General features: G+C 36.8%; 23 protein-coding genes and 2 pseudogenes. 18 read left to right on the forward strand and 7 right to left on the reverse strand.

Annotated elements, in window-relative coordinates; genetic code table 11:
- Nucleotides 1-128 precede the first annotated feature (128 nt).
- A complete protein-coding gene (locus QFZ72_RS14315; RefSeq protein WP_307434330.1) occupies nucleotides 129-989 on the reverse strand; it encodes a LysM peptidoglycan-binding domain-containing protein in 861 nt (286 codons plus the stop codon).
- Between the two features lie 783 nt (nucleotides 990-1772).
- Between QFZ72_RS14315 and QFZ72_RS14320 the strand changes: the two genes are divergently transcribed.
- Nucleotides 1773-2777 carry a LysM peptidoglycan-binding domain-containing protein gene (locus QFZ72_RS14320; protein WP_307434333.1) on the forward strand — a complete coding sequence of 335 codons (1005 nt, stop codon included), beginning with the start codon at nucleotides 1773-1775 and terminating at the stop codon, nucleotides 2775-2777.
- Nucleotides 2778-2986: 209 nt separating this feature from the next.
- Nucleotides 2987-3259, forward strand: coding sequence for a hypothetical protein (locus QFZ72_RS14325; protein ID WP_307434336.1), 273 nt, complete (start codon nucleotides 2987-2989; stop codon nucleotides 3257-3259).
- 264 nt (nucleotides 3260-3523) lie between these two features.
- Here the strand turns inward: QFZ72_RS14325 and pdxR are convergent, their stop codons facing one another.
- Nucleotides 3524-4903, reverse strand: coding sequence for a MocR-like pyridoxine biosynthesis transcription factor PdxR (gene pdxR, locus QFZ72_RS14330; protein ID WP_307434338.1), 1380 nt, complete (start codon nucleotides 4901-4903; stop codon nucleotides 3524-3526).
- A 147-nt stretch (nucleotides 4904-5050) separates the two neighbouring features.
- Between pdxR and QFZ72_RS14335 the strand changes: the two genes are divergently transcribed.
- The 13 genes and pseudogenes from QFZ72_RS14335 (at nucleotide 5051) to QFZ72_RS14400 (ending at nucleotide 15874) form a co-directional block, all read left to right on the forward strand.
- A complete protein-coding gene (locus QFZ72_RS14335) occupies nucleotides 5051-5662 on the forward strand; it encodes an FMN-binding negative transcriptional regulator (protein ID WP_307434340.1) in 612 nt (203 codons plus the stop codon).
- 104 nt (nucleotides 5663-5766) lie between these two features.
- Nucleotides 5767-6146, forward strand: a pseudogene (locus tag QFZ72_RS14340) (cupredoxin domain-containing protein).
- A gap of 327 nt (nucleotides 6147-6473) precedes the next feature.
- The gene (locus QFZ72_RS29490; protein WP_373464554.1) at nucleotides 6474-7136 is read left to right on the forward strand and encodes a metalloregulator ArsR/SmtB family transcription factor; all 663 of its coding nucleotides are present in this window, start codon (nucleotides 6474-6476) and stop codon (nucleotides 7134-7136) included.
- Between the two features lie 82 nt (nucleotides 7137-7218).
- Nucleotides 7219-7812: a YdeI/OmpD-associated family protein gene (locus QFZ72_RS14355; RefSeq protein ID WP_307434343.1), complete on the forward strand. Its 594-nt coding sequence runs from the start codon at nucleotides 7219-7221 to the stop codon at nucleotides 7810-7812.
- A gap of 938 nt (nucleotides 7813-8750) precedes the next feature.
- A complete protein-coding gene (locus QFZ72_RS14360; protein ID WP_307434346.1) occupies nucleotides 8751-9050 on the forward strand; it encodes a hypothetical protein in 300 nt (99 codons plus the stop codon).
- A 102-nt stretch (nucleotides 9051-9152) separates the two neighbouring features.
- Nucleotides 9153-9746, forward strand: coding sequence for a bifunctional transcriptional activator/DNA repair enzyme AdaA (locus tag QFZ72_RS14365; protein ID WP_307439770.1), 594 nt, complete (start codon nucleotides 9153-9155; stop codon nucleotides 9744-9746).
- The gene (locus QFZ72_RS14370; protein ID WP_307434349.1) at nucleotides 9736-10269 is read left to right on the forward strand and encodes a methylated-DNA--[protein]-cysteine S-methyltransferase; all 534 of its coding nucleotides are present in this window, start codon (nucleotides 9736-9738) and stop codon (nucleotides 10267-10269) included. The genes QFZ72_RS14365 and QFZ72_RS14370 overlap by 11 nt, the downstream gene beginning before the upstream one ends.
- Nucleotides 10262-10975: a 2OG-Fe(II) oxygenase gene (locus QFZ72_RS14375; RefSeq protein ID WP_307434351.1), complete on the forward strand. Its 714-nt coding sequence runs from the start codon at nucleotides 10262-10264 to the stop codon at nucleotides 10973-10975. Before QFZ72_RS14370 ends, QFZ72_RS14375 begins: the two co-directional genes overlap by 8 nt.
- A 12-nt stretch (nucleotides 10976-10987) precedes the next feature.
- Nucleotides 10988-11809: an SPL family radical SAM protein gene (locus QFZ72_RS14380; protein ID WP_307434353.1), complete on the forward strand. Its 822-nt coding sequence runs from the start codon at nucleotides 10988-10990 to the stop codon at nucleotides 11807-11809.
- Between the two features lie 230 nt (nucleotides 11810-12039).
- Entirely contained in the window at nucleotides 12040-12735 is a 696-nt protein-coding gene (gene rpiA / locus QFZ72_RS14385; protein WP_307434357.1) for a ribose-5-phosphate isomerase RpiA, read from the forward strand.
- A gap of 274 nt (nucleotides 12736-13009) precedes the next feature.
- The gene (locus QFZ72_RS14390) at nucleotides 13010-13732 is read left to right on the forward strand and encodes a (Fe-S)-binding protein (protein ID WP_307434359.1); all 723 of its coding nucleotides are present in this window, start codon (nucleotides 13010-13012) and stop codon (nucleotides 13730-13732) included.
- 1 nt (nucleotide 13733) lies between these two features.
- On the forward strand, nucleotides 13734-15167 hold the full coding sequence (locus QFZ72_RS14395; protein WP_307434362.1) for a LutB/LldF family L-lactate oxidation iron-sulfur protein: 1434 nt from the start codon (nucleotides 13734-13736) through the stop codon (nucleotides 15165-15167).
- Nucleotides 15154-15874, forward strand: a pseudogene (locus QFZ72_RS14400) (LutC/YkgG family protein). The gene QFZ72_RS14395 and the pseudogene QFZ72_RS14400 overlap by 14 nt, the downstream one beginning before the upstream one ends.
- Nucleotides 15875-16007: 133 nt before the next feature.
- Here QFZ72_RS14400 and QFZ72_RS14405 read toward each other — a convergent pair.
- Both QFZ72_RS14405 and QFZ72_RS14410 read right to left on the reverse strand, forming a co-directional pair.
- Nucleotides 16008-16970, reverse strand: a complete 963-nt coding sequence (locus tag QFZ72_RS14405; RefSeq protein ID WP_307434364.1) for a GDP-mannose 4,6-dehydratase — start codon at nucleotides 16968-16970, stop codon at nucleotides 16008-16010.
- Nucleotides 16967-18265, reverse strand: a complete 1299-nt coding sequence (locus tag QFZ72_RS14410; protein ID WP_307434367.1) for a nucleotide sugar dehydrogenase — start codon at nucleotides 18263-18265, stop codon at nucleotides 16967-16969. Before QFZ72_RS14410 ends, QFZ72_RS14405 begins: the two co-directional genes overlap by 4 nt.
- Nucleotides 18266-18500: 235 nt before the next feature.
- On the opposite strand from QFZ72_RS14410, the gene QFZ72_RS14415 reads away from it, so the two are divergent.
- The 3 genes from QFZ72_RS14415 (at nucleotide 18501) to QFZ72_RS14425 (ending at nucleotide 21099) form a co-directional block, all read left to right on the forward strand.
- A complete protein-coding gene (locus QFZ72_RS14415) occupies nucleotides 18501-19754 on the forward strand; it encodes a glycosyltransferase family 4 protein (RefSeq protein WP_307434371.1) in 1254 nt (417 codons plus the stop codon).
- A gap of 4 nt (nucleotides 19755-19758) precedes the next feature.
- Complete coding sequence (locus tag QFZ72_RS14420) at nucleotides 19759-20052, forward strand: hypothetical protein (RefSeq protein ID WP_307434374.1); 294 nt, start codon at nucleotides 19759-19761, stop codon at nucleotides 20050-20052.
- Between the two features lie 201 nt (nucleotides 20053-20253).
- The gene (locus tag QFZ72_RS14425) at nucleotides 20254-21099 is read left to right on the forward strand and encodes a hypothetical protein (protein ID WP_307434377.1); all 846 of its coding nucleotides are present in this window, start codon (nucleotides 20254-20256) and stop codon (nucleotides 21097-21099) included.
- A gap of 69 nt (nucleotides 21100-21168) precedes the next feature.
- On the opposite strand, the gene QFZ72_RS14430 is transcribed toward QFZ72_RS14425, so the two are convergent.
- The 3 genes from QFZ72_RS14430 to QFZ72_RS14440 all read right to left on the reverse strand — a co-directional run bounded on the left by QFZ72_RS14430 (nucleotide 21169) and on the right by QFZ72_RS14440 (nucleotide 25286).
- Nucleotides 21169-22428, reverse strand: a complete 1260-nt coding sequence (locus tag QFZ72_RS14430; protein WP_307434379.1) for an FG-GAP-like repeat-containing protein — start codon at nucleotides 22426-22428, stop codon at nucleotides 21169-21171.
- Between the two features lie 513 nt (nucleotides 22429-22941).
- The gene (locus QFZ72_RS14435; RefSeq protein ID WP_307434381.1) at nucleotides 22942-24075 is read right to left on the reverse strand and encodes a hypothetical protein; all 1134 of its coding nucleotides are present in this window, start codon (nucleotides 24073-24075) and stop codon (nucleotides 22942-22944) included.
- Nucleotides 24072-25286: a glycosyltransferase family 4 protein gene (locus tag QFZ72_RS14440; RefSeq protein ID WP_307434385.1), complete on the reverse strand. Its 1215-nt coding sequence runs from the start codon at nucleotides 25284-25286 to the stop codon at nucleotides 24072-24074. Before QFZ72_RS14440 ends, QFZ72_RS14435 begins: the two co-directional genes overlap by 4 nt.
- Nucleotides 25287-25325 lie beyond the last annotated feature (39 nt).

Raw genomic sequence — 25325 nt, forward strand, 5'->3', positions numbered from 1 at the left:
AGCGTTTTTTATTGCTAATTATAATGTTATTTTATATGCGATTTTCGGTGCTATTTAATATGTTTTTAAAGTTTTTTTTACTTCTCCACGTTATCGGAACTACTTACACGAAAAATGCGTTGCTTTTTTTAATATCTAACTGGGATCAATATTCTTTGACCGATATATAAATAAGCATTTGGATTAATTTTGTTCCACTGGGAAATGGCATTGATTGTAGTACCGTATCTTTGGGCGATTAACCACAATGTTTCACCCCTTCTGACAATGTGAACGAACTGCCCTATAACCCTTAATCGTGACCAATCAAACAACCCTCCCGGATCGGTCCTCCTGCCCGGGGCGTACTCATCATGTCCTACAACATGCTGCCTGTCTCTTACTATCGAGGGATGGCGCTTAATGATTTCATCAAGAAGCAAATTTAAAGAGCGGTACTGAGCATCCGTGTATCCTATATTTGAGGGAGAAATCAAATCGTATGTCTTGGATGAAAAAAAGGGAAGCATCTCATTGCGGGTTCCAATTGCCATTAATTCTATCCCGATTGAATATTCATTTAACCGGTTTTCGTATCCTGGAAATCCTGGAAGGTTCCCTTTCCCTGCATGATACGCAACTCGATTTTCATCGACCAGTCGATAAATCTCTCCATTTCTTCCAATCAAGTAATGTGAAGAAACCCCGCCATTTAAAAAAATACGATAAATATCCTGGACATTGTAAGGATTACGTGGATTATTAGCTGCATTGGATATGAAGTGAATAACCACATGCGTTATATTCTCTGTTCTAGGCTTTGAGTTTTGCAATGGAAGGTAGTAATTCTGAACGGCGACGGTTCTTTCAGGAATATTTAGTGCAGTTCCGGGATAAATCGTATTTGGGTTTTGGATGTTATTCACCCTAATGATTTCTAGTACAGATGTATTGTAGTTTTGTGCAATTTGCCATAAGCTTTCCCCTGGCTGCACGACATAAGTTGGCATTACAAAACCCTCCCCTGTATAACATCCTTTATATATATTCGATGGGAAGCGATAAGATGAAATGTTGCTTTTTTGGAATACCTGAAAAGATTTTTGTTAATTGACTCTCTCAGTTAAAAAGAATAACGAATTAAATGGAAAAGGGAATCAAGTTGTAAGGTTACGGTACGATTCCATTACGGGAGGCAGAAAAAAGAATATGGAAGAAACCATTGTGAAGACAGAGAAAATATTGTTAAATATCAAAAAGGCTTTGAGTTATCCAACTTTTCTAATTTCTTCGGTAACTTCCGATTCAAGGGAAGGTAAAGGTCGTCTTTAAGTTCCTCGAATTAATTAATTTAGCGAATGATGCCTCCTCAACACACGAGGAAAATAATGGAATAAGTCATTTTTGTTAACGGAAACTAATATGAGGTGGCGTGAATATACACCTACTTACATGTAGAAACATTTCATCAACTGCAATTCTAACAGTTGCTTTACCATCTCCTATATCATCATAAATAAGAGGAAGAGGATTGGTCTGAAGAATATAAACAATCATACATAAAAGAATGAAATGATGATAAGAAAAAGTATGCAAATGTTCGAATAACTCTAATCAGGCTATATTCCAAGGATGATCTTTGAAAAACCCTTTCAGCCTGGATGTTATCTAGTTTGGCTGTACTTTTGATCATCATCCGGAGTACAAAGAGTAAGAATATTTCTCGCTGGTTTTACACACTAATAAAAAGATAATGAAAAAATATCAATGAACATCCAGAAAGGACAGAGAGTATGAAAAAATATCTTGTGCTCCTCATTTTCACTATCTCATTCATGTTCATATATTTATCTCCTGTCCACGCCCAAAATAACCCGAGAAACATTTATGAGGTAAAACCAGGAGATTATTTATGGAAGATCGCTCAGACCTATGAGACGACTGTGCAGGACCTGAAGCAAATCAACGGCTTACAAACAGATTTACTATTAGTCGGGCAAAAATTAAGGGTTCCCATTGATTACGAAGTTGTTCCCGGGGATACGCTCTGGAAGCTTTCCCAGACCTTTTCCTCTACAGTTCCATTAATCAAATCAGCAAATGGTCTTACTTCGAATATGATTTATGTCGGTCAAAAGTTAAAGATTCCTCCGAAAAAGCTTAAAATGCAAGGACAATTTTTCCTGATGACAAGAGAGGAATTCAAAGACTGGATTTTTAACCAAAAATTCACGAGAAGAGTGGGGAAGGTCCAACAGCATCACACGTACCAGCCATCTTATCAGTCATTCAACGGATCCAATCATTTTACGTTAATGCAGGGGATGAAGGATTATCATGTAACAGGCATGAATTGGAGCAATATCAGTCAGCAATTGACCACATTCCCAGACGGTACAGTGGCACTCGGTAGACCGTTCAACACACCTCCCGAAGGTTCATTTGGGCTGCTAAATGAAGTTGTCATGCACGAAATCGAAAAAGATGCGCTAGCGATTGAAAATGTCGGAAACTTCGATGCTGAACACATGACAGCCGAGCAAAGGGAAACCATTATTACCGTTACCGCCTTGCTCATGTTGAAATACGGCTTGCAGCCAACGGTCGACACTATCACTTATCATCACTGGTGGGATATAAATACAGGGGAAAGAGTGCTGGATGCAGGTCACGGACATGCTATCAAAACTTGCCCTGGTACTGGATTTTTTGGTGGAAACTCCACGGACGATGCAAAAAATAATTTTTATCCTCTAGTCGATAAAAAAATGCATGAAATTTTGGCAACTATGCAATAGTTACAAAAATGCTCAGTCACACTGAGCATTTTTTGTTTCTTTTAGAATAAAAATCCGGTTGGTAGAAGAATACATAAGGCTATACAAGTTATCTTATAGAGCAAAAGGATTTATTTGATGCTTTTCCTGAAAATCCATTTTAAATTTGTAAAGACCAAAAAATAATTCATGTGACGGGTACGATTTTTCAATACGAAGGAGAGTGGAATATGATTGGAAAAATACTTGTTCTTATAATTGGTATTTTTATTGTTTGTGTGGGTATTTGGTATAACAAAAAATATCATAATGAAAAGTTTATTGATAATTCCTTTTCTTCATCTGGTTCTTTTATTGGTGATGTTTTCGCCTTTATTTTTTTCTTTATAATAGTAATCCTTCCTTTGTATGTTTTTAAAACCCGTTACAATCTTATTTGGGTTATTATTAATTTACTCAGTAATTTTAAATTTTTAACTACATGTGCGCGAAATCTTCTTTAGGAAGGGCGTTAAAATGAGGTATTTATATTGGTTAGTAAAATTTACGTGGTATTTTACAATGTCAGTTTTAGCCACAACATACTGGAAAGGTTACGGTTGGTGGTTTTTGGTTCTTTGTGCTATAGCGTTGCTTTTAGGTGATGAGTTGATTAGGAAATGGGAGGTTAGCTTAATAAGAGGAATAATTGAGGATGCAGCATAAAACTGCATCCTCAAGCTTTACTTCACCGTTTCTTGTAAGTGTAGGACTATAAAGGGTGTTTTTTATGACCAAGCCTTTTTTAAAAGCTTCACGCCTAACTGGATTTCCTCACAAGAAAGATTACTGAACCCAAGTTTAATAATTGGATCATCAGAATGATTTTTTATGAAATAAATGGAGGTAGGATACACTTTTACACCAGAATAGGAAGCACGCTCGATTAGCCATTCCTCTGAACGTTTTAGATGTATCTTAACTAGTAAGTACAAACCAGATTGCTCCCCAATAATGGATATATTTTGTTTGAATTGATTTTTTAATTCTGAAACTATGCACTGCATTTTTCTCTTATAAACAAGACGCATACGTTTAATATGGCGAATCCATTCTCCCTCTTCCATAAATTTAGCCATTGTGAGCTGGCTAAGAAGGGAAGTGGTACATTCGAAATTCAGAAATTGGTTTTTATAACGGTTTAAAAGTCGCTGTGGCAGCACCATATAACTTAGACGGATTCCTGGAAGAAAGGACTTTGAGAAATTCCCTAGATAAATAACTCTTGTTGAATCAATCGATGCAAGTGCAGGAAATGGTTGTTGCGTATACCGAAATTCACTATCATAATCGTCTTCAATAATATATCCGTGCATCTTGTTAGCCCAATGAATAAGCATTTGCCTTTGTTGAATGGACATGCTTACTCCAAGTGGACTTTGATGGGAGGGTGTTACATAGATTAACCGTGACCTCATTTGTTCTAATTTTGAAAATTCAGTACCTGTTTCATAAACTGGTAAAGTTTCAAGCGTTAAACGATGGAATCGAAAAGCTTCCCTAGCTCCATCATACCCTGGGTCCTCTACGATAATGCCAGAGAAATCATCCTTCAGAATTTGTCCAAGATTGATCAGCATTTGTTGGGTACTACTGCCGATTATAATCGCATTTGGATCTGTTTTCACCCCACGAGATTGGAGTAAATATGTGGCGATTTGTTCACGCAAGAACACTTCACCAAAGGTTTCTCCGTATCGAAAACTCTCCTGTAATGTTAAAACTTGATTTGCTATTCTCCTCCAAATTTTCAGGGGGAAATTGGCTTGATCTACAGCTCCTGCTCGGAAATCTATTAGGACTGGTGTCCCCGACTTTGTTTGCTTTTTATTAGGAAGAACTAAGGCATCTTGAAATAAAAGCGGCTCTAATTCATTTACAAAATACCCCTTTCGACCCTCTCCTCGGATATAGCCTTCAGCTACAAGCTGCTCATATGCCATTAATGTCGTATTGCGGCTAACTTGAAGGGAGCCTGCGAGTTGACGAATGGAGGGCAATCGATCACCAGCCGGTATGTCTTCACGCTCAATAAATAATTTAAACTGCTCGTAGATTTGTTTGTATTTGGAAGAGTCATCCTTAAAGGCAAAAATGGTATTTTTCATTTACAATCACCTTTGACATGCTCTTTTATTAATAATTGTACCTTTTTAGATGTCAGTTTGCATTATACAATATCTCATATCGAATCTTTATTTTTAAAGTTTCACATAACCACCAATTTCAAAGGCTTAATTAAGGAGGACTAAATCATGTATATACCTAAACATTTTAAACTCGAAGATGAAGAAATGATTTATGATTTTATCGAAAAATACAGCTTTGCCACTTTATTTTCTCAGCACAACGGAGAACCATACGCTACACATCTTCCACTCACATTAAATAAAGGTGAAAGTGCTGTATATGGTCATTTTGCTCTCCCGAACAAACAATGGGAGGATATAGAAAACCAACAAGTTCTTGTGGTTTTCCAGGGTCCCCACTGTTATATTTCACCTTCTTGGTACGAAACAATGAAGGCAGTACCTACTTGGAATTATGTGTCTATCCATTTATATGGAACGATGGAGATTGTCGAAGATCAAAAAATAATATTCGATTCTTTAAATGATATGGTAAATAAATATGAAAGCCAAGATAGTCCATACAATTTAAAAAATGTAGAACCTAGTTTTATCGAGGGAATGAGTAAAGGAATTGTAGCTTTTAAAATAAAAATCACAAAAATAGAAGCAAAAGCTAAATTAAGTCAAAATCACCCTGTGGAACGTCAAGAATTAATTATTAAGCATCTAGAAAACACTTCTAATCAAGATAATCTACAAGTGGCATCTCTTATGAAGAAAAATCTACAAAAATGAAAAGTATTTAACTTTGTCTTGTTGAGCTAACGGGTGCAATAATTGAATGGAGCAACATTTATTATCTAAATCGTTGCTCCTATGTTAGTTTATTAAAAATACTTATGATAGAACTCCGAAGAAGGGATTTCATTGAACGAATACGATGGGCTAATGACGAAGGTTTAGGCTCACTCGGCGTATTTGCCGAATCCGGTGTCGTAACTCATTGGAGACGGTGAAAGCAATTGAGGTCAAGTTGAACGATGATTACTTTAATCCGAAAGTCATCACTCTTCTCAATGGAAAAACGACACCGTTGATATTGAAAAACGAAGGTAAGAAAGAACACACCTTCACAGTGAAAAAGCTCGGAATTGACGCCGAAGTCCAGCCAGGAAAAGAAAAAACCATTACTGTAAAACCGAAAAAGTCCGGTACATATGAACTGATATGTCGGTACCATTTCAAGGAAGGAATGGTTGGAACAGTAATAGTCAAATAACAAGCAGGGCCAATCGGGCCTTGCTTTTTTAATAGGCAACGGTAACTTGCTTATTATTAAAACCCCCTAACATTCCTCCACAAAAGGATGTTCCTTTAAGAAGTGAAATGCTCACTTTTTTAAAGTAAAGGGTGAGTTTAGTTGTAAAAAGGATTTAATAAGTTTGAAGCTTAATCTATTGAACAAATAATAAAGAAGGAACCTATAAACTTGATGATAGGAGAATAAAACAAATACCATGATGTCAAAAATAAAATTGACAGGACACCAATTAGTGTCATATAATTAAGACACCAATTAGTGTCCAATTAAAGGGGGGGGGTGATTTTGAACGAGAAAAATCAAGAGCGTGATATTTATGTAGCCATCGCTGACCCAACAAGACGTAAATTGCTACGTTTGTTGGCGGACGTGGAAGAATTGCCACTCAATGAGTTGACCGTTCATTTTGAAATGGGTCGTACTGCGGTTTCAAAGCATTTGGCAATCCTTAAAGAGGCTGGTCTCGTAATCAGCAGAAAGGTCGGCAGGGAAACGCGTTATCGGCTGAATGCTGCCCCATTGAGAGAAATTGAGGATTGGGTATCGTTTTACAGGAAATTCTGGACAGTATCACAAGATTTTAATTTTAAGAGCCCGATCGAGAAGGCATGGCTCGCCTTAACGGATGCAAATACTCTTGCGAAATGGATAATGGCTAATGATTTTAAACCTGTCGTCGGACATAAATTTCAGTTTCGGAATGAACAGTGGAATTTAATTATTGATTCCGTAGTTCTTGAAGTGGAAGAGCCTTATAAGTTATCTTACACTTGGGTAGGTGGTGGGATAAACACTACAGTCACATGGACATTAAAGCACGAGGATGGAACAACCTACTTACATCTTGAACAAACAGGATTCGAAAAAGAAGATCAAGCGTTCAATGGTGCGAAATATGGTTGGGCGAGAATGGGCGAAGAACTTAAAAAATTGTTAGAGGAAATGTAATACCAAACCTCTGAACCTGTTTTTTAGTATTTAGCTAACGTATAGGAAAAAGCAAACTGCTCGGAAATAGGGGTGTTCCTTGATGACAAATAGTAGAAAGAATCGTAAGGTTGATGGATTTTTAAGAAAAACAAAAAAGTGGAAGGAAGAATTTGAGACGTTGAGAAATATCGTTCTTGACTGTGAGCTGACCGAAGATATTAAGTGGATGCATCCTTGTTACATGTTTGAGAACAAAAACATCGTTTTAATACATGGATTTAAAGAATATTGCGCGCTTCTGTTTCACAAAGGTGCCTTGTTACAGGATCCCCATGGGATTCTAATCCAACAAACGGAGAATGTACAGGCGGCGCGCCAGATTCGGTTCACCAATGTTCAAGAAATAATTGAAATGGAAACCATCTTGAAAGCCTATATTTATGAAGCCATTGAAGTTGAAAAAGCCGGTTTGGAAGTGAATTTTAAAAAGAATACAGAATTCATAATTCCTGAAGAACTTCAAAATAAATTCGGTGAAATCCCTGCTTTGAAAACTGCTTTTGAAGCATTGACCCCGGGACGGCAAAGAGCATACATTCTTTATTTTTCTCAACCCAAACAATCCAAAACTCGAGAGTCAAGGGTTGAAAAATGTATGCAGAAAATTCTCAATGGAAAGGGATTAAATGATTAGTATATTCGATAAGAAAATAAATGAATCAAACTTTAAGATATTACCTGACTTTGCGTTCATTCGAAGTCCTTTTTAGATCGCAGGTAACACTCAATCAAATAATTTAAAATGGAAAAAATAAAAAAGTGATTCGTAGAGTATAAGCAAACTAACGTGTAACAGGCTATACGCATTACCAGATAAGAAAAGAAAAATACTGCACACAAAAGTGTACCCTTTGGCTTTTTGCTGAAAGGTACGCTTTTCTTGAACTAACGGGTGAATTAGCGTCATAAGAAGGCCGCCCATCGGCGGCTTTATGAAATGTACGATCATTTACAAAGTCATACATTCAAATGAAGTGAAAAAATAACCTTATTTAAGAATAAATAGCGTTTAAGGTGTAAGCCCTTGGGATTTTAAATATTCCAAGGTTTAGTATCTAAAAAAGACACATTCTATAAAATTGTTAAAGATATGAGATTAATGTGCGTCGTTTTGCTTCATCCAAAAATTTTGGATAACAATCCTTTTTTCTCTTTCTTTTTACTGATCAGTTGAGTCTCAATTAACTCTTATCCTCTAATTCAGCCTGTTTATTTATTTCCTCCTTCTTTTGCTCTTTATGTACACATTAAAGGTATCTTTTAAATATTGATCCGAACTAATTAAATCTTTTACCAAATTTAGAACCTCGTTATCCTCCTGTAGCTTATTTATTTTGCCATCTTCAAGTAATCTTGGTTCATTTTGTTTTTCTGCTAATTGAGATAAGCGATTTACTTCCTGCTGCATATGTTGGATTTATTACCGATTTGCATAAACATTACATTAGCGCCACTTCGTTCAAAGGCTTATGCAAAGTCATTTCTTTCGATTTCTCCTTTTTTTCCTTATCTGTCTGTAATAAGGGGTAAAGTTCGCCTTTTTCTTTTATCTTCCAGAAAGGAAGAAAAGCAATGTTGGTAGCAGGAAGAATTGAAAACTTCAAAGAGTACAGCAAGTTTAGCAGTATAAAAGAGTTTAACAATACCATTGTAATGTTCCTAGCCGAACATAAAAAGGATTTCACCAAAGGGGAATTAGTCGCGTTCAAACGCCTAGTCCGGTTCTCTGCAAAATATGCAGGTGTGGCCAACGCCAAGATTGGAACGCTAGTAAAAGTCATCAATGAAAAATTGAAGGGATTTGGCGAAAGTCGATTCACGTTTGAACGGATGCTAAGAAAAGCGAAAGAATCATATAAAATATGCTTTTAATCTTCTTATTATTAAATTACTTTATCTTGCTATTATATTGAGTAAGTGTTTGGTTCCCAACGTTATAAGTATATACTGAAAACGGAGGTGAACGTGTTGAAAATGAATAAACCGAACATTTCTGATGTTTACTGGAAGGCTATTACGGAATGTGACTCAGCGTATGATGACAAGTTTTATTATGGAGTAGAAACGACTGGCATCTTTTGCCGTCCTTCCTGTAAATCAAGGAAGCCTAATAAAGAAAATGTTCGCATCTTCAAGAATGCATACATGGCTTTAGAAGAAAAATTCAGACCATGTAAACGATGTAAACCTGACGGCTTGCATTTGCCTGCTGAGGAATGGATTGAACAAATTGTTCAATGGATTGATCAGCATTATTTTGAGTCTCTCACATTGCAAATATTGGCGGAGGTATCCCATGGCAGTCCTTATCACCTGCAGCGATTGTTTAAACGTGTTAAAGGCATAACACCATCTGAATATGTTCAGCAAATTCGTCTGGAAAAAGCAATCTATCTGCTTGAGACATCCGGGTTATCGATATCTGACATCGGCCTTGCTGTGGGATTCTCAAGCATACCATATTTTATTACGCTATTTAAAAAGAAGTTGGGATATACACCCTCAGGCTATCGAATAGCTTTCCGCCAAAACTTGAAGAAGGAGCTTGTGAATAGAGATGAACACTGAAAAACAAATCATTAATTGGGCTATACTGGAATACGGCCAGTGGCAATTATATGTAGCAAAGACGGAAAAAGGACTTTGTTATATAGGTTCACCAGGTCAATCGTTTGAAGAGCTTAAAGCCTGGATTCAAAAACGCTTTCCTAATGCGAGCCTGACCGTTAATGAAGAAGCTTTAATGCCATATATAAATGAACTGAGAGAATATTTTGAAGGAGTTCGGCAATCTTTTTCATTAAGAGTAGATGTAAAAGGCACACCATTTCAAGAAGTGATTTGGGAAGCCTTAAAGCAAATTCCTTATGGGAAAACATGTTCCTATTCAGATATAGCTGTGCTCGTTCAAAGACCTTCAGCGGTTCGTGCTGTTGGAACAGCGATTGGTGCCAATCCAGTTTTGATCACTGTGCCGTGCCACCGTGTAATTGGAAAGAATGGAGCTATAACAGGTTACCGGGGAGGCACGGAGATGAAACAATATCTGCTCCAATTAGAATCTCAAAATGGGGGGATGCCAAATGCATGATGAAGTGAGTTCTAAAATTAATTCACTCAGCTGGTACAAAATTCATCAGGAATTAGACAAGGTGGGGTTTGTAAAATTGCCCCCTCTCCTTAATCCTGAACAATGTCAAGAGTTTATGAGGCTGTATGAACAAGAAGACCTGTATCGCAGCACAATAAATATGAGTCGTTATCGCTTCGGCGAAGGGGAATATAAATATTTTGATTCTCCATTACCTTCATTATTGCAGGTGCTGCGTACTTCATTCTACCCGGAACTGGCAAAAGCATCCAATCGATGGTTAGAACTATTAGGCAAGGAAGCTGTTTACCCAGATACACTGGCTGCATTTCTAGAAGTTTGCCATAAAAAAGGACAGAACCGCCCAACTCCTTTAATCCTGAAATATGAAGAAGGCGGTTATAACTGTCTGCATCAAGATTTATATGGGGATGTATTTTTTCCGTTTCAAGTTCTGATTACGTTAAGCAAGCGTGGAGAGGATTACACTGGAGGCGAATCAATTCTTGTGGAACAGCGTCCCCGCGCACAGAGCAGGGGGCATGTGATTACATTAGAACAAGGGGAAGCACTTATTTTTCCTGCAAACCACCGGCCGGTAGAAGGAAAGCGGGGCTATTACAAAAATACGGTACGACACGGGGTCAGCACTTTGTTATCTGGAACGCGATATGGAATGGGAATTATTTTTCACGATGCAAAGTAAAGGCGATGTAAGATGAGAACTCAATTATTATATAAAAACCCTAAAACAATTCTTAACAAAGCCACAGGTTTTTTATCTGACTACAGCCACTCATTAAATCCTTATACCGGGTGTTCATTCGGCTGTTCATACTGTTATGTAAGGAAAATGCCCGTTTCAATCTTCAGGAAAGAAGAATGGGGGACCTGGGTTGATGTGAAAAAAGGGGCTGCTGATTTATTGGACAAAGAGCTTTCACGGGCAAAAACTAAAGGAAAAGTGACCATTTTTATGTCTTCAAGCACTGACCCTTACCAGCCAGCAGAGTATTTAGAAAAAATTACACGTTCTTTACTGGAAGTCATGGTACTCAATCAACCTGACTTTTTGTTTGTGCAGACGCGAAGTCCGCTAGTTAAAAGAGACATTCATTTATTTACAAAACTTAAGGATAAGGTTCGGGTTAGCATGACCATTGAAACGGATAGAGAAGACATTCGAAAATATTTTACACCAAGTGCTCCTCCGATTGAAGGCAGGTTAAAGACCCTTCAGCTTTTGTCAGATGCAGGTGTACCTGTACAAGCAACAATAGCACCAGTCTTGCCAAGCAGTGAAGAATTTCCGGTAAAATTAGACAATATAGTAAATCGTATTTGTGTTGACGATTACTTTATGGGGGACGGCAGCGGTGGAAAAAGAACCAAAAATCTAGGTGTGGATTTAAAGTATAAAGAACTGGGTTTAGAAGAATGGTTTAGTCCTTCATCTTATCAAATCGTATATGACAGATTTAAAAAAGTATTTCCTGAAGAGCAGATATTCTTGAGTCAAAAAGGGTTTTCGCCCAATTGAATCGTTTAAAGATTGTACTGATAATCAATCTGCCTGCGGCTTGCTTTGCTTGATGTGCGATTAATATAGCATTATATATTTTAAAAGAACCAACTTGCTCAGATCCAATAACATTCAGTCAACACCACTTACCCTTCAATTAAACAAAATTAATTGTAAAGAACCATTTTAGAAAACAGGGATTTAAAAGAAATGAGATATTATTATTTCAAATGTTTAAGGAGAAACCAATGAATGAAAAAAAACTAGTCGGTGAAAAAGCTGCTGAATTCGTTAAAGACGGCATGATCGTGGGTCTTGGTACTGGCTCAACTGTCTACTATACGCTTGAGAAGCTTGGTCAGTTTGTCAAAGAAGGACTCCAAATTAAAGGGATCCCTACTTCAAAGGCCACAGAAAAACTGGCACATGAATTCGGAATACCTCTTACAAGTTTTAAAGAAGTCACTTATCTTGATGTAGCCATCGATGGAGCGGATGAAGTGGATCCAGACCTGAATCTGATAAAAGGAGGCGGTGGAGCATTATTAAGGGAAAAAATCATTGCTGCTGCAGCTAATACCTTTATAGTTGTAGCAGATTCATCTAAATTGTCAGCAAAACTGGGTTCATTTCGGCTTCCGGTTGAAGTGATTCCATTTGGATATGAGCGGACTGCAAAACAAATCAGCTCAATTGGCTGTGTCCCTGAAATGCGGCTCTCGAATGGGAATCCTTATATAACAGATAATCACAATTATATCTTCGACTGTGAGATTCCTAAAAATTCACAGCCAAATAAATTGGAAACCGTTCTTAATATGATCCCTGGTGTAGTCGAAAATGGTTTGTTTACAAAAATGGCTGATGTCATCATTACTTTAGATGCAAATAAAAAAACAGTTTTAATGAAGGAAAAAAACAAGAAAAAACATGTGCTTGATTAGACTGCACATGTTTTTTTATCTTTGGTTTTTTATATATTTTTTTTAAAACGGTTTCTTTCATTTCTCTGAATGTGACTCCTGCAAATGAAACTCGGAATTTTTAGAGAAGGACTTGAAGAAAATACTCGTGCCATTCACCTGGCCGATTTGCTGATTGAATCGATGGAAACTGAATAATGAAGATAAAGGTTCTATATTGGACCTTTTTGAAATATTCAAATATTCAAATAGTGTATAATAAAGGAATAGACACTAAAGAATAGGAGGAGTTTTTTTGAAAGTATCTTTGTTCATTACATGTTTAGCAGATGTATTCTATTCAAATGTCGGCAAAAGCACGGTTGAATTACTTGAAAAGCTTGGCTGTGAAGTTGATTTCCCAAAAAGTCAGACCTGCTGCGGCCAGCCTGCCTATAATAGCGGCTATCATAAGGAAACGAGAGAAGTGGCAAAGCATATGATCACAGCTTTTGAGCAATCTGATTATGTTGTAGGGCCATCCGGTTCATGTGTGGCCATGCTGCATGAATATAAGGAACTGTTTGCAAATGATCGTGACTGGAGGGAAAAGGCGCATCAGCTTGCTGAAAAATCATATGAGCTAACGCAATTTTTAATTGAAGTTCTGAAGGTTGAAAATGTAAATGCGTCTCTTCATGCACATGCTACTTATCATAAATCGTGTCACATGACCAGGCTCCTCGGTGTGACCGATGCTCCTGAAACATTACTTAAGAATGTAAGCGGTTTAAATGTAACACCTCTTCCTAACAGTCATGATTGCTGCGGATTTGGCGGAACGTTTTCCGTTAAAATGGTTTCCATTTCAGAGCAGATGGTAGACGAGAAGATCAAGCATATTCAAGATACAGATGCAGAATTATTAATTGGTGCAGACTGCGGCTGTTTGATGAATATCGGCGGGAGAATCAATCGCAAAGGGATACCTATTAAAGTAATGCATATTGCAGAAGTGCTGAATAGCGGGGTGAAATAACATGCCAATGAAAATAGGAAACGAAGCTTTTTTCGACCGGGTTGAAAAAGGGGTAAATAATCCGTTCATGAGAAATGCAGTTGCTTCTGCACAAGAACGCATGCAGGGAAGGCGTCTGCAGGCAACGGAAGAGCTTGGAAACTGGGAAGAGTGGCGGAAACTTGGGGAAGAAATCCGCACACATACGATGGAAAATCTGGATTATTATTTGGAGCAGTTAAGCGAAAATGTGGCAAAACGCGGCGGACATGTTTTTTTTGCCGCAACAAAAGAAGAAGCTAACAAATACATAACAGACATTGCTGTTCAAAAACAGGCGAAAAAGGTTGTCAAATCAAAGTCAATGGTAACAGAAGAAATCCACTTAAATAATGCTTTAGAAAAAGCAGGCTGTGAAGTGATCGAGACAGATCTTGGGGAATATATTCTTCAGCTTGATGATCACGATCCTCCTTCGCATATTGTTGTTCCTGCTCTTCATAAAAACAAAGAACAAATTCGTGATACATTTAAAGAAAAACGGGGCTACGAAAAATCAGAAATGCCTGAAGAGCTCGCTCTATTCGCCAGAGAACAGCTTCGCAAGGATTTCCTGAGTGCAGATCTGGGTATTACAGGGTGCAACTTTGCAGTAGCAGAATCCGGCTCGATCTGTTTGGTTACAAATGAAGGAAATGCTGGCCTTGTAACAGCATTGCCAAAAACGCAAATAACGGTGATGGGGATGGAGCGCATCGTTCCTGCATGGGAAGAGCTTGATGTGTTAGTCAGTTTGCTGTGCAGAAGCGCAGTAGGACAAAAGTTAACAAGCTACATCACGGGATTAACAGGTCCGAAAAATGATGGGGACGCTGACGGCCCTGAAGAATTTCATCTTGTAATAGTAGATAACGGCCGTTCAAAAATTTTAGGCACTGAGTTTCAAAGCGCGCTTCATTGCATCCGCTGTGCAGCATGTGTAAATGTGTGTCCTGTTTATCGTCATATTGGAGGTCATTCCTACGGATCGATCTATGCGGGTCCAATTGGCGCCGTCCTTTCGCCTCTGCTTGGAGGCTATGATGATTACAAAGAGCTTCCATTTGCATCATCATTATGTGCAGCATGCACTGATGCCTGTCCTGTGAAAATTCCTTTGCACGAATTATTAATAAAGCATCGCCGAAAAATTGTCGAAGATGAAGGGAAATCCACATTTGGGGAAAAGCTTGCGATGAAAGGCTATCAATTGGCTGCAAGCTCTCCAAATTTATACGGCGCAGGAACCAAATCAGCATCAGCGGTTATGTCACCATTTACAAGCGCAGGCAGCATCAAAAAAGGACCTGGTCCTATCAAGCCGTGGACAGATGTACGAGACTTTCCTGCTCCAAGTAAAGAGAGATTCAGAGATTGGATGAAGGGAAGGGAGGAGAGCGGAAATGATAAAGGGTAAGATACAGAATCGGGAACCTTTTCTTGAAACAGTTGCAGCACAACTAGCACGTGAAAGAAGAAAGTCAGTTACTAAACCCCATTGGTCCCTTTCTCCTCAATGGGATGTATTAATAAATGCGGATGCGGATGAACTTGTAGAAGTTTTTAAAAAAACAGTGCCAGTTAATTCATACACAATTTATTGAAACGACTTCTTCTCAGCTGTCTGATAAAATCATGCATGTTTTTAACGAGTATGATGTTAAAACAGCAGTAATCGCTAAAGACGAACGCTTTCAAGAATTTCGTTTGACCAATGATATCTTGAAAGCTTGGCCGATGGCAGGCATACATGTTCACGAATGGGATCCGGCTTTAAAAGAGAAAAATATCGAAGCTTCTGAGAAAGCAGACATTGGGATCACCTTCAGTGATTTGACCCTTGCTGAATCAGGAACCGTTGTGGTGTTCAATGATGAAAACAAAGGGAGGTCCATTAATCTGCTTCCTAAAACTTATCTCTGCATCATTTCAAAAAGTACGATTGTACCAAGATTGACTCAAGCTGCAGAGCGCATAAGCGCCCAATTCCAAAAGGGGAATCATATTTCGTCATGTGTTGATTTTATTACTGGACCTAGCAACAGTGCCGATATTGAACTCAATCTTATTGTAGGTGTTCATGGACCAGTTAAAGCAGCGTATATCGTTGTATTAGATAAATAAGTAAACACTATACTTGTTTAAATTAATAAACGGAGAAAATACCAATAGGTTTATCTCCGTTTATTACAAGATCATTTTTATTTGAATCCTTATTTTAAACATAGTCTGAGCAATTATTATAAAAAGGGCAAGGTTAGATATTCCGATACCAATTAATAGTTTCTGTTAATCCTGCTGTTAAATTTACGGAAGGTGAATAGTTAAGCATATTCCTTGCTTTTGAAATATCAGGTTCTCGATCTTGCATATCCTCATATCCTTTCCCGTATGCTTCATCATAAGGAATTTTAACTATTTCAGATGATGAATTTGTAAGTTTTTTTATTAAACAAGCCAGCTCGTAAACAGATATTCTTTCATTTGATCCAACATTGAAGACATGACCGTTTGCAGAGTCATCTAAACACGGTAAAATGGCATCAATAGTATCATTTATAAAAGTAAAGCATCTTGTTTGTGTACCATCTCCATAAACGGTAATAACTTCATTATTTAGGGCTGCAACTATAAACTTTGGAATAACACCCCCATATTGAGATGAGGTTTGACGTGGTCCATACGTATTAAAGAATCTTACAATTGTGACGGGTAATCCCATATCACTGTATGCAAAACATAAATGCTCATCAAGGGCTTTTGCTGTTGCATAACACCACCTGTTTGTCTGAGGAGGGCCTAGTACCCGATTGGAATCCTCTTTAAATGGTAAAACATCATTTTTCCCATATATTTCTGAAGTGGATGAAAAAATAACTTTTACTTTATTAAGATAAGCTGATTCAAGGATATTTCTAGTCCCCAATATACATCCGTCAATTACCTTTAATGGGTTTTCAACAGTATTTTTAACTCCCAGGACAGCGGCAAGATGATAAACAGCATCGCAATCCTTTATTAATTTATCAACTAATTCTCGATTAAGAATACTGCCTTTTAATAGAGATATATTTTCATAACTCGACATAATCGTTTCTAGATTATTCATTTTCCCATTGGATAAATCATCAATTACAACAACTTTGTGTCCTTTTTTTAAGAGTTGTTCTACTAGGTGTGATCCAATAAAACCGGCCCCGCCAGTCACAAGAATCCTCATAAATTTTCCCCTCCTCCTAATCGTACGATTTTCGATCGATCAATTATATCTTTGGTGACATTCCTTGTATCAAAAACGATGTCAGCATGTTCTATTAGAAGATTCAATGGTATTTGTGAGTGGTCAGTTAAAATAACTACGCAATCTATTCTATGTTTAAGCATTTCATCCAATTCAACACTTTTAAAAAGTTGATCACCCACCTTCAATTCAGGCACAAAAGGATCGTGATAAGAAATTGAGGCTCCTTCTTTTTTGAATTTCTCTAATATTTCAACAGCAGTGGAATCCCTTGTATCAGCAACATCCTTTTTGTAAGTGACTCCGTAAAGAAGGATATTTGAACTTGTGAAATTTTTCGAGTGAAGTAATAAATCCTTTGTACGATTCACAATATATTGAACCATTCTTTCATTCATTGAATCAGATAGTTTAATAAAGTCACTGCTTTCCTCATACTGTTGCAGCTTCCATTGTAAGTACAAAGGATCAACTGGAATACAATGTCCGCCTATTCCTGGACCTGGATAAAAAGGTGAAAATCCATAGGGTTTGGTAGCAGCAGCATCTATAACCTCCCATATATTAACTTTCAACTGATCTGATAGCACTGCCATTTCATTTATAAATGAAATGTTGATGAATCGGTAGATATTCTCGAGTAATTTCGTTAATTCAGCAGCTTCTGTTGAAGAAACAGGAACAACATGGTCATAAATTTCAGAATACAAATGGTATGCTGCATCTTTGCAATTCTCGGTAACACCTCCAATAACTTTAGGGATTTTTGACATATCATAAGCTTTGTTTCCTGGATCGATACGCTCAGGTGAATAAGCCAGAAAAAAATCTTCTCCTGCCTTCAATGATTTTTTCTCAAGAATAGGGAGGAGGATTTCTTTGGTAGTACCTGGAAAAGTTGAACTTTCCAGCACAACTAGCTGGTTTCTTTTTAACCTCTTGGAAATTTCCATTCCAGCATTTATTACATATGTTAAATCAGGAGTTTTGTAGGAAGTAAGGGGAGTGGGGACACAAACAATAATTGCATCTGCATCTTTTATCACATCAAAGTCAACTGTAGGATAAAATAAGTTTTCTTTAATTACATTTCTAACTCTGGAATGGCTAATATCATCTATATAACTTGTCATGTTGTTAAGAGCAGATACCTTGTTTTTGTCAACATCAATTCCATACACATGAAATCCTTTTTCAGCCAATGTAACAGATAGTGGGAGGCCTACAAAACCTAAACCAATTACCGCTAATTTAGCTTTTCTTATTTCAATCATTTAAGAATCGCCTCGCATTTTTCGTCGTTTACTCAACTTATTTTATGCGAGCTAACAAGTATGGACATAGACAATTAACTAGAAGTATGTAAATAGGCTTGTGATTTTTTTGCTGTGATGGAATTTAATAAATGATGTTTATATCAGGTAATCTGCCGTTACTCTTGAAATTCAATAGAATAATATGTAATAGTTCACTGAACCAAATACGTATTGAAAAAGGAGGGACAAAGTTTTGAAAATTTTATTAGCCACATATTGGTACTTACCACATGTTGGCGGTGTTAATGAGTATGTTAACTTATTGAAAAAGGAACTTGAACTTTTAGGTCATGAAGTGGATGTTCTCGCACAACATCCTGATATGGTTGATTATTATCTAGTAAACGGCGATAAAAAAGAGAATAAAATGAAAATAAAAGCTATTGTATATGAAAAAGTCAACCAGTTTTACCAAAGGTTTTTGCCCCATGTAGAACCTTGGGTCAGGTGGCGTGATATTGAGCGGTATACAATGGAGTTATGCTCTGTTTTATTTGATTTAGAACAGTATGACTTGATTCATACTCAAGATATTATTTCGACAAGAGCATTGTGGAGAGTAAAACCTAAGCATGTTCCATTAATATCTACGATTCATGGGTTGCTGGCAAATGAACATGTGATAGCTGAGGATATTCCAGGAAAAGACAGCGTTCAGTGGGTTTATGTGAGTGATGAAGAATTTTATGGTGCCACATCCTCAAATAGGACAATCGTCCCTACAACATGGCTTCATAATGAATTAGCAAATAACTTTAACGTACCCTCAAAACATTTATCAGTTATTCCTTATGGTATGGATATCGAATCATTTTTGAAACGATATCGTCGGCCTAATGAATTTGAAAACATGAAAAATGATAAACGCTGGATCTTATTGTGCCCTGCACGTTTAGTTCCGGTAAAAGGGCATAAAACATTGTTGCATGCCTTGCATGCTCTGAAAAATGAAAGATCTGATTTTATATGCTGGTTAGCTGGAGATGGGGACTTAAAAGAAAGGCTTGTTGCAATGACAGAGGAGTTAGGGCTGCTAGAACATGTTAAATTTTTAGGAGACCGTGACGATATTCCATCATTAATGAGAATTGCAAATATTATGATATTGCCTTCCTTACAGGATAATCTTCCTTTTACCATCATGGAGTCGCAGATTGTTGGACTTCCTGTTATTGCATCTACCGCAGGTGGAATACCAGAAATGATCATTGATGGTGAAACCGGTTTATTATTCGAAAAAGAAAATAGCTTGGCTTTGAAGGAACAAATAGTAAGACTTATGGGAGATAATCAGCTATATCTGCATTTAAAAGATATTGAAAAACGTGTGGGCCGAAAAAAGTGGTCCTCTAAAGCATTGGCTGTAAATACAATAAAAGAATATATAAAGGTTCTAAAGGAACATCATACTATATATTCTTCTCCTGATAAGAAGAACGGATTGTGATAATATGAGAAATAGTATTTTTGGATATTCTTTTGATACGAAGCCTGACCCTAAGCAATGGAATGCATTAAAGAACAAATTATCTTCTTCCTATTCTCTGCCTGATACAGAGATGCTCTTAAATTTACATCGAGCAAAGATTTCGCCATCACCTATATCAGTTCAAGAATGGTTTAAAAGTGATACTGATATTATCTCGCAAGAAGATGAAGATCTATTAAAAAGAATAAAGCACCTGCTGCCAGAGGATTATTTAATCCCTGATGTTATAAGGCTGAAAAACATTTTTATAAAGTAAAGCCGTATAAATTGGCAAAAAGATAGTCTGCAACCAAGCAGACTATTTTTTAAAAGTTATTACTGCAAATAAAAAGGAAAAACGCATGCCGTTCGTCCATGCAAAGATAAGTTTGCATCATATCTTAATAATATAATATCCCTGTACTATGGATATTGACGCTGCTTTATAAAAAATAATAAGAAAGGAGGATAAAGCTTAATGACAGGAAGTATGAAAGATAACACAAAAGAACTTGAGCAGCAAGTACTCCAAATTTTAAAAGGTGAACTTGATGCAATTTCTGATCATTTCCACGAGCTGATTCCAGCTCAGTTATTGCCAGAGGATAAATTAGGCTGGATATTAAAAGCGAAAAAAGCGGGCTTATTTACTGGAGGAATGAATCAATATTATACAAATCAAGCTGGAAATAATGTGGAGAAAGTATTGTCCCTACTTTCAAAATCATTTGATTCAAGAGAAGTAAAACTTCAAAAACTCGTAGATTATATTCTAGATACTGAGCTTCAAAACCTTCCTAATCATATTCAAGAATTGATTCCCATTAGTTTAACTGTCGAAGAAAAACTAGCTTGGATCCGCAAGGTAAAGGATAATGGAGTCATACAAAATAGTATGTATAAAGCTCCAATCATGCCTCAAAATAAAGGATTAGGAACAGGCCCTTTTACTGGACCAGGAACAGCTCCAGGTACAGGTCCTGGGACTGCACCATGGTTAGAAAATCAAAATACAGATATGTATAAGAATATGCCGTCTGAAACACCTATTAACGTTAAAGAAGCAATTGATGAAGATGATGATGAAAGTTTAGAAGAAGTTGAGGAACAATTCTATAGTGAATTATCCCTTCTTAATGAAGTGTTAATATTTGAAGGCAAGAAGTTAAGAGGAAATGAATCAGACTTTGAAAATACTGATGCAGCAGTAGATAATGAATCTGACTTTGAAAATACTGATGCAGCAGTAGATAATGAATCAGACTTTGAAAACATTGATGCAGCAGTAGAAAATGACATTATCGCAGAGAATGAAGAAAGATAAAACTTCAATAAAACAGCGCAAGGGAATTGGTCTAAAAACCAAACCCTTGCGCTGTTTAAATTCTAATTTTTAATTTTGATTTTTAAAAGTACCTTTATTATGTGAGTCTGCAGAAAATAAATAAATGGCTCCTCTCAATTCTCCTTTATATTTAGTGGCTAACGAGCTAATCATTATTTCTGCTTGATTATCACCATTTATATCTCCTGCAGCTAATGAAGCACTGAAAAAAACATTCTCTTCTCCGAATATTTTCTTTACTGCTTTACCTGTTGATCCATCTAGGATGATAACATAACTGCCATTGGTTCCGCCGATAATTTCATTGATGCCATCACCATCAATATCATAAAGGACAATTTTTTTCCCTAATGATTCGTGATGATATTCGCCATGTATTCCAAATAAAAATTTACCCTGAGCTGAATAGGCTGAAATTTGACCATTTTGAATATACCCATAAGAGCTTGCAAAACCGCTTCCAATCACAATAGCTGCTTGGCTTTTATTGTAAAAGGTCATGTCAGAAGCTCCCAAAGATGTCCCTAGGCGATCTCTTGATTTTACTCCTTCGAGATGAAACAATAATTCTCTATTCGTTACAGAATATACATATACTTTACCACAGCATATCTTTTCTTCTGTTGATGCTTCAGGTGCCCCGATAATAATCTCTTTATAACCATCCATATTAATATCTGCAACTGCAAGAGAATACCCGAATTGTTCTTTTTCTTTGATTGAAAATGAATAAAGGCAAGAAGAATCTAAGCCAGAATATACCTCCACTATACCAGAATCTTTCTTTCCTTCTTCGTCATAGAGAGACGACGTTATGATAATTTCATCAATACCATCTCGATTAATATCTCCAGCAGCCAGGGTGTAGCCTAATCTTTGGTAACTTTGACTTCCATAGATCGTGTTTATTAGTTTTCCTGTAACACCTGAGAAAACACGAACTGCCCCACATTCTATTAAATCTTCATTTCCTTCATATGGGGAAGAGATCATTATTTCTTGAACTCCATCACCATTTATATCTCCAAGTGTGACTGCATAACCAAAATGGACATAATTATCCTGCCCGCTCCATTCAAATAGAACATTGTTATGATCACCCTTCATCACAGTTACCTTTCCTGAGCTGATGCGTTCTTTAGGGTTAACGCTATTTTTACCAGTAATAACAGAAGCTGTTGGGGATGAAATAATTATCTCATCAATTCCGTCTCCATCAATATCCCCGACTTCTATATGATTTCCAAATAAATCAATGCTTTGATCTCCATACCAAATATCAATCAGATAAAATGGCTTGTGCTTCACTATTTGAATCCTCCTAACGAATCTTTCCAACAAGAATGGGCGACAAGATTCGTAATATTTTTTTCTTTTAGTGTAAAGTGATGTACAAAGTGCTGCTTCTATAATTTATGCAATCTACTATTGAGAAGAGATAGGTTGATAGACTATTTTAAATGTAAAATGATCACATTTTATTATGAAACGATTGTATTTGATTATGTTATTTACATGCTAAAATGCGTTATTTGGATAATGTGCTGCCATATTCATCAAAAGGACAAAACACAATTTGATATTCATATGTATCGAGAAAGTTGATTATATAGGATCGCTATGCTTCTGAGCTAAAAGTTAGATCTTGTATTAAGTAATTTTTGATCAAATCCAACACCTTTCTACGGATAACCCGATACTGCAACCATTATGTCACTTGCAAAATTCCCCCTGATACAGAGAATGAAAATCTATTTTTTTCCTTTTTACTTCAAAAAGAAGAAGCCAGACAATAATTTCTGACTTCTTTTTAGGATTCCTTTATTCGTTTAAATAAGGAGTATTATTAAACTCTGAAAATTGCTGAGTCAGATTATCAAGAAACGAATCCAATTTAAGGGATTGATCTGATGAGAAAGTAGGCTTTAACAGCTCACGGGCAACATGGGTGCTGAGACTATTTACAAATTTAGAATCGGGTATTGTATAATCAGATGGTACAGCTGCGTATACGATATTCCATACAAGCGGATCAATCCAGACTTGAGGAGTATCTACTTTACATGAGAACAGCGATTCATACATTTCTGTTCCAAGACTTAAGGAATTCCAGTTCTTATTTAATGGAACAGCACCTTCGATTGCTTCGTCCTCAGAATCTGCATTTTCGTCCGCTATTTCAGATTTCAATTTTGAGTTCTCTAAGAGGAGTTTTTCATTCTCTGTTCTAATTTTTTTATTTTCCTTGATTAGTTTGTCATACTCAATCTTTATTCCCAATGCATTCGTTTTTACTTTAGTTGCCTCCGTTTTTATTAATTCGCTATTTGAATTTAGCGTTTCATTTTGTTTTTCCAGTTCTGAAACTGTGCGTTTCAGTTCTTCAATTTCTCCTAGTAGTGCTATGTTTTTGTTTTTCAGAGCTTCAAATTCTGCAGTTAAGTTCTGATTGTTCTCAGTTTCAGACAGCAAAGTATTATAATCTTCGTTAAGTCTGGCTATCATTTTTTTCATCTTTTTGTTTTCAGATCTCAGATTTTCGGTTTCAGTAAACTGAGTATCGTGATCTTCTTTAAGTCCGGCTATCATTTTTTTTATTTTTTTGTTTTCTGATTTTATAATATCAGTTTCTTCTAAGAGGCTATTGAAATCAGCAGTCAGCATTTTGTTTTTTTTCTTCACTGCATCATTTTCAGCTTTTATGGCCTGAATGGTCTTGATATCATCAGCTAATTTCTCAGTCATTTTTTTCATTTTTTTGTTTTCCGCAATCAGTTGATCAGATTCCGCGAGCAAATTTTGATTATCTTCTATTAGGTTTCTGATTATTTTTTTCTTTTCTTCATGATCTTCTATAAAATTACCTAAATCGGAACTCTGAGATCTTTTTTTCTTTGATAGCTCCTTTTCGCTTTTCTCTCCATATGTCATTATCACCTTGCGTTTGTTACTCAACGAAAATCCCTCCTGACAATGTTTTGATATACCTCACAAATACTGTCCATCATTGTTTGCAGTGACCATTTTTCCTCTGCCTTTTTTTGAGCATTCTCAGCTAACTCATTTCTAAGGTCATCATCTTCTAATAATTTCTCTAATTTTTCAAATAATGGCTCACTTTCACCAGAAGCAACCATAAAACCGGTTTTTCCGTTTTCCACCATTTCAGGAATTCCTCCTGCATCAGTCACAACAACTGCTTTACCTGCCGTTTGTGCTTCCATAACGGAAAATGGCTGATTATCCTGCAGACTTGGAAGAACGAAAATATCAGCTTGCTTGAGCAGGCTCGGAACATCTTCTCTCTTTCCAAAAAAGGTAACTTCATCTGCTAAATTTAATTGTGCAGTCTGTTGTTCCAATTGTTTTCGTATTTCTCCGTCTCCAATGATCCAGCAGAGCCAGTCTGTTCTAGTCTTTTTTAGTTTTGCTAATGCATCTAACAGGTATTCGTGCCCTTTAACAGGAACAAGACGCGCAGGACAGATAATTATTTTCTTATCAGTAGGGCGCTCAAGCTTCGGGAATTTTTCAGTTTGTTCTATGAACTTGTCGATATCCATTCCATAAGGAATGACTGTTACATGGTCTGCAGGGACATTAAAATCATTTACCAATAGTTCTTTAAGCCATTTTGTTGGGACAATTGTAATGTTGCTTGACGTGGAACCATAGTATTCCTCGGTAGATGCATATTTCCACTGAAGACTATCTCTTGACTTTATTTCTCCAGAAATAATATGTTCAGTTGCCAGGCATCCATGGATTGTTGAAATTAACGGAACCTCTTTTGGTTTAACGCGCCACAATGCTCTAGTTGAAACGATATCATGCGAATGGATTAAATCGTATTTTGTCAGGCCAAAAACTGCTGCTGCTGCTTCGTAGCTGTAGCGTTCAATTTCTCGCCATCTGATCCACGGATCCACCTGTGAAATATTTTCTTTGTAAAATCCTAGTACCTTTTCATAAATTAAATCCTTCACTTTAGGTTTTTCAAGAAAGCGTCCATTGTTGGGCATGTAATACTTTTGCATATCTGGGTGATGTGCCAGTACGTCAACCTCGTGACCTAACTGTTCAAGCTCGCGTTTCAACCCATAAACATGTGTGGAAACCCCGCCAACGTGAGGAAGATACCAATAGGTTGCTAAAAGAATTTTCATTTACTTCTTCCTTTCATGAATAAATATCTGGATATCCTA

The organism is Bacillus sp. V2I10 (genome assembly GCF_030817055.1).
Lineage (GTDB): Bacteria > Bacillota > Bacilli > Bacillales > Bacillaceae > Bacillus_P.